Consider the following 5,656-nt stretch of genomic DNA (forward strand, 5'->3'; position numbering starts at 1 on the left):
CGGGGTGTGCGCGTCGAGGTAACGAGACGTTAAGCCCACGAGCACTAACAGACCAAAGCCATCATTCATACGCACTGTGACTCATTCACCGACGAGTTTACTCGTCGCTGAACGAGTCCAGGCGCAAACTGGATCGCACGTAATCACACGGTGGAATAGTTAATCGAGACTGGCACTCTCGCGGTTCGATTCCGCGACTCGACGTTAGGCGGCCACAGCGGTGGGGTTGCCTCCCGTACCCATCCCGAACACGGAAGATAAGCCCACCAGCGTTCCGGGGAGTACTGGAGTGCGCGAGCCTCTGGGAAACGCGGTTCGCCGCCACCATTCATACCTATCAAGCCCACTCAGGAGAGGCATCTCTCCCGAGTGGGCTTTCTGTATTTATAAGCAGTGCGTAACTACGTAACTGAGTCGAGAAACAATGGCATGACTCGCGAAGTCAAACTGAACGAACTCACGGCGCTTCTTGAAACGGCAACGTACCCGCTGTCGGTCGCGACTGCTCGGGAGGAGTTCGACGATGTACGGCTCGTGTACGCAGACGGTACTGAACCGTTAGCTGCGGTGCTGGATCGGATCGATGACGAGCAGTTCGAGTCTCCCGACGAGGCGCAATCGTCAATCTACAATACTATCCCGGTCGAAGGGGTTGGCGAGCCGGGCCAGTCAGAGGGCGAGGGCTGATCGAATTCGCTACGCTTAAACGACCGAGTTGACTACCACTATCTGCGCCAAGGGGCAGAGTCTGGCCTAACGCAGCGGCCTGCAGAGCCGCCCATCGCCGGTTCAAATCCGGCCCTTGGCTTCTCAGTTGCTTACGCCCCCAATAAATCCCGGTGAGCTACCCGGTTTCTGCCTTTTTATGTGGGTCGACGTTATGAACTGTTGCTCGAAAACGGTTAAAAACAGGAACACGATTCTGGCGAAAGATACAGTGTTGGCAGGCTGTCTATCAAGTCTGTTTTCGACGGGCAACAACCGACGTAGCGGGATCGCACGAAGTAACGATGTAGCTACAAACTGTTTCCCGGGACATTCGAACACTGGAGCTAGCGGCGATGAGGGCGGTGAAGAAAGAGATATGTCGCTGCTGACCTGGTATTAACCCTTATTTCTCGGCACCAGTATTACAGTTGCAATGTGGTTGTTGGGTCAGAAAACGCGGCGGACAGTCGTCGACAACCACGAACTGCTACTGATTTGTCTGGTTGCTATCGCTGCAGTTGGGGGATATCTCACGTATACGGGTCACGTTGCTCCAGGAACGGACACAACCACGCGGCAGGTGTCGTCGTGGCAATCGTCCGGCTCGTTCTCCCACAACGCGACAGTTCGCAACGGGACCTCAGCGTTTCCAGAGGGTGAAGTGCTTGAGGACAGATCCGTGTACCTCCAGCGGGTCGCTCCCGTACTGGACGGAGCGTTCACCTACACGTACAGCGCCAGCAACGAAAGTGACCTCACCGCTTCGGCTGACGTGTTCGTTCAGTATCGGTCCGTCGAATCGACGCAAAACGGAGCGCTCGTCTACTGGGAAGTCGAACGACCGCTGACACAGAGCACTGTGCAATCGCTGGCCGCGGGCGAACATATAGCGGTTCCGTTCTCGCTGAATGTCAGTCGCGCAGCTGAAGCTGTTCGACGTATCGATTCCGAACACGGCCAGACGTCCGGCCGACTTGAGATAGCGGTGGTCTCTCAGGTAACTCTCTCGGGGACACGTAACGGGCAGCCAGTCGACACGGCTCACACATACCGCCTCCCGATTATCCCGAGCCAGAGCAGCTACCGTGTCGAAAACGCTGGTCCGGTGACGAACAGCGGTGACCGAACCGTCGAAGCACAGGTGGAAAAGACGTACGGACCGCTCTGGACTCTCGGTGGCCCAGTGCTCCTGCTTGGTTGCCTTGGCGGCGCTACTGCCCTCGTCTACGGGCGCACGACCGACTATCTCACACTTACTGACGCCGAGCGCCGATGGCTCGCATACAAGTCCACCCGCGAGGAGTTTGATGAATGGATAACCGTTGGCCGAGCTGATCCAGTCGACGACGTCTGGACGACTTCCGTCGATTCGCTCGTCGGGCTCGTAGATATCGCAATAGACACCGATGAACGTATCATCGAGTCAGATACCGATTCTGATTTCCTCGTGTATACTGGTGACCGATTGTTTCGGTACGAGCCTCCGCCAGAACCCAGAACTGATTCCACTATGGGCAACAGTGACGCTGAAACATCGGACTGACCGAGTTATTTTATTGCTCTTTGATGCCGTCGTCGTCGGCTTGCGGTTCAAGCATCGCATCGAGTTCAGGGACCAGTCGGTACCCGGTCACCGTGCCGACTGCAGCGGAGAACGCGAGTGCAACACCCAACTGTGTGACTGGGCCGAAGCCAGCGCTCGAAACCGCTGACACGACAAGAATTGTGAGCACAATCCCGGCAAGACCGATCGCTGCTTCGCGGATAGCGACGCGGCGGAACCGGTGACGGCGGTCACTCGGTTGTGTCTGGAGTACCGGGAGGACGTCATGATATCGCGTCTGGACGAGGTAGTTTGTCACTACCGCGAGCAGGCCAGCGATGAACGCCCATGGGCCCCAGCTAACTCCGAATGCCGGATCGAAACCGAGGGTGAATCCACTCGGCTCGGCTGACTGCTGGCTTTCGGGTGTCGGCGGTACAGGTTCGGCCCCGCCACCGGCCACAGTTTCGGGTTCTTCTTCGCTGTCGGTGGGCGTCTCAGTCGGCTCCTCGGTCGATGTCCCGACGCCACCGCCGCCACCGCCGCCACCGCTTTTTCCGCCAGCGGGCGTTTCAGCCGGCTCGTCAGTTGTTGTCGCAACCTCTGGGCTGTCGGTACTCTCCTCGCCAGTGTCGCCGCCATCGCTTACGTTGGTACCACCGCCACCAACACTGCCTGCATCTGTGCCGTCCCCATCGCCGGCGCCACCGCCGTCACTTGACCCGGTGTCACCACCACCGCTGCCCCCTGCACCAGTATTACCGCCTGCATCACCCCCGCCACCACCACTTCCGCTGTCACCATTGCCACCATTACCTCCACCAGTGCCTGACTCGGCATCTGGAATTTCCATGGTGTACGTCACTTTCTCAGAGAGGGATGACGGGCTGTCGGCGCTTGTCGTCACGGTGAATCCGAGCGTTGCCTGCTCGCCCGGGTCAAGCGTAAGCGTGTTACCCGCTTCATCGACCGACTTGCGTGCGCCTGTGTCTGCGTTCCTGTAGATGTCCAACCACTCGCTATCGTGCTCGATCTGGATCGTCGCTGCTTCGTCGCTACCGGTGACTCCCGCAAAACCGACAACAAACACATCGTCGAATACAGTCTCAGTGCTAGAAAAAACGTCAACGGAGATAACAAGCTCGCCGTTGCTGTCAAACGATGCGTAGCGGTCGCCGTTGGGCGTGTCAGCTGGGGCCAGCGCAACCCCGGTGTCCTCCGCTGGGGCGAGTTCGTCAACGGGTTCGGAGAGTGGGACCGCAGCCGTGGACATGACTGTCCCGCAGACGATGAACACGAGCCCAAGGGCGAAGTACCATTTCATATTCTGGCTGGAGGTAGCGACTTACCCGGACAGTGATAGCCTTCACATTTCAGTGATAATCCGGACTGGTTACTACGCGCTACTGTAGTCGTCCCGCCGTGCTGCGAAGACAATCGATTTTATATCGTCAATGTCTGCGTCAGTATTGTTCCGAAGATCAACAACAATTGTAAGAGTGATCTCAGTACCGGCGGCTAAGTCGACAGCGTTGTCACCTTCGCTATCGCTATCGACGATTGATCTTCCGTCCGTGCCCGGAGTTTCAATGTCTAGTGCACTCCCAACAAGACCGCTTGCACTTGCGTCTTCTTCGTACTCGGTCTCATCAGGATTCACCGAAAGACCGACATCCTTGTTGCTGTCATTACTGACTTTGAGGGCATTCTTGAATGTGGTCGTCGCATTTTTGTTGAGGTTGGTCTGCTTAATCTCGATAACAGACGTATCTGACCCTTCTGGGGTCGTAGATATGATACCGTTAGTGTCCTCAGGGGTTCCACCGTTAGTCGTACCTAGCTTATTCGCCTCGAAACTCAGCAGCGCTCTTGAATCATCAGAGGTCTCTATATTGACTGATCGCGTCGCTTCAACTGAGGAGAACGCGCCGGAGCCAAACGCGCCGCCGACAGTCGCACTGAGTGTCCCGAGCCCGAGCAGGACACTTCGTCGATTTACTCTCATCCGTTATGCTACAAAACGCTATCCGACCAATTACTATTGACGCGCCTGAGCGGGGTTAATGCCGCCCATTAACGGCTCAGGAACGGCTATAACCCCACTCAAGCAGTATAATAGTAAGTCCCCGGAAACTGTTGTAACTGGTACGGCACCGTCATAACGTGCTGACTAACATATGAATCGCAGAAACGTACTTACGGGACTCGGTGGACTGGCAATCAGTGGTGGGGCGCTCTTCGGAACGGGTGCATTCACAAGCGTTAGCGCAACACGCTCGGTTGAAGTGAACGTCTTCGGCGACAGTGGCGATACGGAGGGAGTCGTTGACGGAGCAGACGAAAAAGACGAGAAAAACATCGCAGAGACAATCACTGGAGGCGGTGGCAGTGATGAGAATGGGGGGGCTGTTGACGTGCTCATCAATACGGCAGACAGTGGCATTTCTGTCAAATCATCCGATGGGAACTCCGATCTCACTGCAGATGAATTGTTCCCATCTAACGATAGCATTTACAGCACTAACGCCATCGACACCCAGTATGTGAGCCTTGTCGCCAACGATGTGACGATCGCCTTTGGTGACAGCACTGGACTCCCACCGAACAGTTCACTTGAGTTCGGCGACCTGTTTGCGGTCGTGCCAAACACAAATCAGAATAACTTCACCGTTCGATTTGAGAGTGATACGTCAGGCAGTAAAAGTCTCCTGAAGAAAATAAATGGAACGGAGCTTACTCCCCCTGACAATGATACAACCAATGATCCAGCAGTCTCTGTCACCGGTAAGGACTACAGTGGCCAGTCAAACATCCAATCCGGAGATGTGAAAAATGCGCCTGCCAGTGTCGACACCACGACCTCAGACAATACTAGCCAGACGCTCGACATTACGATCGAATAGCATAATCGTAGCAAGAGCACATTAGATTGCTGTTAGCGCCGGTAGAAATAAAGATATTTGACAGAGCTCGCTGAAATAATAGCAAACCAATTTCCAGATCACAGTCCAGTAGCAATATTTTCAAAGCAGAAATATCGAATATTATCTGCTGGCTTCCTAATCTACATACAACTTTGTTACCACTGACATTCCAGAAGACTTTTTATATTATGGAACAGTTTATAGACAATGGCAGTGGGTGGGAAGCAAAGCAACCAGACAGGGGCTGGTGACGCGATTACGCGGGACGAAGTATTTGACTTACTCAGTAATCACCGCCGGCGATACGCGCTACACGTAGCGAAGCAGGCGGATGGCGACTCAGAGCTCTCAGATATTGCTGAACAGGTGGCGGCGTGGGAAAACGGGAAACCACAGAGTGAGATCACGTCCAGTGAGCGCCATCGCGTGTACACGTCAATGCAACAGACGCATCTGCCCGCGATGGACCGCGCGGGCGTGA

General features: G+C 55.4%; 5 protein-coding genes, 1 tRNA gene, 1 rRNA gene and 1 pseudogene. 6 read left to right on the plus strand and 2 right to left on the minus strand.

Features of this window, described 5'->3' with window-relative positions; genetic code table 11:
- Positions 1 to 204 precede the first annotated feature (204 nt).
- From rrf to G9463_RS23115, 4 genes are all read left to right on the plus strand, one after another.
- Positions 205 to 327, plus strand: a 5S ribosomal RNA gene (rrf, locus tag G9463_RS23100).
- Between the two features lie 102 nt (positions 328 to 429).
- Positions 430 to 687, plus strand: a complete 258-nt coding sequence (locus G9463_RS23105; RefSeq protein ID WP_007189713.1) for a hypothetical protein — start codon at positions 430 to 432, stop codon at positions 685 to 687.
- Positions 688 to 733: 46 nt separating this feature from the next.
- Positions 734 to 808 (plus strand) — tRNA-Cys (locus tag G9463_RS23110).
- Between the two features lie 333 nt (positions 809 to 1,141).
- On the plus strand, positions 1,142 to 2,251 hold the full coding sequence (locus G9463_RS23115) for a DUF5305 domain-containing protein (RefSeq protein WP_165897945.1): 1,110 nt from the start codon (positions 1,142 to 1,144) through the stop codon (positions 2,249 to 2,251).
- Between the two features lie 10 nt (positions 2,252 to 2,261).
- On the opposite strand, the gene G9463_RS23120 is transcribed toward G9463_RS23115, so the two are convergent.
- Together G9463_RS23120 and G9463_RS23125 are read right to left on the minus strand one after the other, a co-directional pair.
- The gene (locus G9463_RS23120; RefSeq protein WP_165897946.1) at positions 2,262 to 3,575 is read right to left on the minus strand and encodes a hypothetical protein; all 1,314 of its coding nucleotides are present in this window, start codon (positions 3,573 to 3,575) and stop codon (positions 2,262 to 2,264) included.
- A gap of 72 nt (positions 3,576 to 3,647) precedes the next feature.
- Positions 3,648 to 4,256 (minus strand): hypothetical protein, encoded by a 609-nt coding sequence (locus G9463_RS23125; RefSeq protein ID WP_165897947.1) that lies wholly within the window; start codon positions 4,254 to 4,256, stop codon positions 3,648 to 3,650.
- 172 nt (positions 4,257 to 4,428) lie between these two features.
- Between G9463_RS23125 and G9463_RS23130 the strand changes: the two genes are divergently transcribed.
- Positions 4,429 to 5,154, plus strand: a complete 726-nt coding sequence (locus tag G9463_RS23130; protein ID WP_165897948.1) for a hypothetical protein — start codon at positions 4,429 to 4,431, stop codon at positions 5,152 to 5,154.
- A gap of 228 nt (positions 5,155 to 5,382) precedes the next feature.
- A pseudogene (locus G9463_RS23135) lies at positions 5,383 to 5,656 on the plus strand (hypothetical protein); the annotation flags it as partial.

Origin of the sequence: Haloarcula sp. JP-Z28 (assembly GCF_011440255.1) — an archaeon.
GTDB classification, from domain to species: domain Archaea; phylum Halobacteriota; class Halobacteria; order Halobacteriales; family Haloarculaceae; genus Haloarcula; species Haloarcula marismortui.